Origin of the sequence: Oceanobacillus luteolus, from assembly GCF_023715655.1 — a bacterium.
GTDB lineage: Bacteria > Bacillota > Bacilli > Bacillales > Amphibacillaceae > Oceanobacillus > Oceanobacillus luteolus.
Genome location: NZ_JAMBON010000108.1, coordinates 1 through 1,658 on the forward strand (window position 1 = coordinate 1; position 1,658 = coordinate 1,658).

Here is a 1,658-nt window from a genome sequence, read left to right on the forward strand (position 1 = left end):
TCGAGCAGAAGTTCTAAATTTTAAAGACGATGATAGTTACAGAATGAAAAATCGTAAGACTATTTTTAATGACGATAGTGTCCAAAATTAATTAGCGAAAAGTGTTCATTTTTACTTGACGCTTACAAAAGGCTATCGACTATGTTAATTGGGCTTATAATATGTTGGAAAATGAAGTTTCAACAACATCCTTAAATATCCTTGCTTCCTTGCGAGAGCCATTAAATATTTTTGAAGTAGAAGACTATTTTAATAGAGCTTTAGATGAATTAGATATAGAGGAGCCATTGTATGAAGAATGTGCAAAATGCTATATACGTTATTTATTAATACAAATAGTAGATGATAATAATAAAGCAATGAACCTTGCATATGAAATATATGAAGTGATTCGTGAACACTTTACTAACGAGGAATTAGATAAATGGTTTGAAATAAGTGAAATGATAGATGACTATCGTTATGGCGATAATATAAAAAATCTTACTAAGGATTTCATAATAACCATTATTGTAGACTTAGCAAAAAAACAATTAAGTAATAAGTTCCTATTGAACTAACGGGTATTCTTAAAGAAGGCGAAGCATCTTTTTTAGTAAATTTAGATGGAGTTGAAAGGGTGTAAAAATGAAGTTCTTTAAAAGTATGTCTGAAATAGAATCAAAAAACTGGAACAAAAGTGCCGTTCTCGGCTTTTATACATATATGTTACTTTTATTCATAGATCAAACTTATATTTTATTATTTGAAAGTAATCTCCTTTCTTCTTTTATCATATTTTGGGCTGGACTAATAGTAACTTTTGGATTCCAGTTTATATTGAATCTTAGAACGAAATGGAAATGAACATTACATATGAATATATTGTTTGTTCAAGTAACGGAAATATCGCATCAAAAAACGCTCAGATTTCTGAGCGTTTTAATTTGCCATTTATATTGCAGATTAACTGTTGAAATAGATGTTAATTATGTTGTTGTTAAATACATTGTTTTTGGTGTTTATCTCTCCATCATTCAGTTTCATTAAATGAAACTGACCAAAACTATTTTGTTAAAAAAGGAGAAAATACGTATACTTACAAGACGTGAGGTGAGGAAATGGCAAAGAACCAAGTATCCACTCTGAAGAAAGGATTACTTGTTTTAGATCTAGTAAGGCAAAGGCAGGGAATCACTTTAGCAGATTTACGTTCGATTTATCAAGTTGCACAAACAATTCAAATGAGTACGTATCTGGGAAAATTGGATGGTACGGACCTTGTGATGATGCAAGTACTACACGAACCATTCCTTGACTCGGCGGATGAGGAAGTAGGGAATCGTTCCAAAGTCCATCTATCCGCATTGGGTAAAGTTATCTTGGCCCATTTAGAGGAAGAGAAATTAAATGCATTATTAGATAAGATGGCACTGGAACCTGCCACTACAAAGTAAACGTCAAATAATCCACACCTAGTTTTAGATGTGGACTATTGTTATGATTTATTTAGTTTTATTTGGTACACGACATTCCGCTGAATGGACGGTGTCCAAGGTAGTAGTTGATCCAATTTCGGTTTGTCAGTCATGTCCATATTTGGCAGCTGTTCAAATAAATATTTCAGGTAATTAAATGGGTTTAATCCGTTTTCCTTCGCCGTCTCCACAATGCTATAA

The 1,658-nt window shown here is 32.2% G+C and carries 3 protein-coding genes; 2 read left to right on the plus strand and 1 reads right to left on the minus strand.

The genetic code is table 11. The features are described from left to right. Nucleotides 1-161 precede the first annotated feature (161 nt). Together M3210_RS19845 and M3210_RS19850 are read left to right on the plus strand one after the other, a co-directional pair. On the plus strand, nucleotides 162-560 hold the full coding sequence (locus M3210_RS19845) for a hypothetical protein (RefSeq protein ID WP_251518013.1): 399 nt from the start codon (nucleotides 162-164) through the stop codon (nucleotides 558-560). 540 nt (nucleotides 561-1,100) lie between these two features. After that, complete coding sequence (locus M3210_RS19850; RefSeq protein WP_251518015.1) at nucleotides 1,101-1,436, plus strand: IclR family transcriptional regulator C-terminal domain-containing protein; 336 nt, start codon at nucleotides 1,101-1,103, stop codon at nucleotides 1,434-1,436. Nucleotides 1,437-1,477: 41 nt separating this feature from the next. Here M3210_RS19850 and M3210_RS19855 read toward each other — a convergent pair. Then, nucleotides 1,478-1,658 (minus strand): transposase domain-containing protein (locus M3210_RS19855; protein WP_251518017.1); only part of this gene is annotated, 181 nt, incomplete at its 5' end.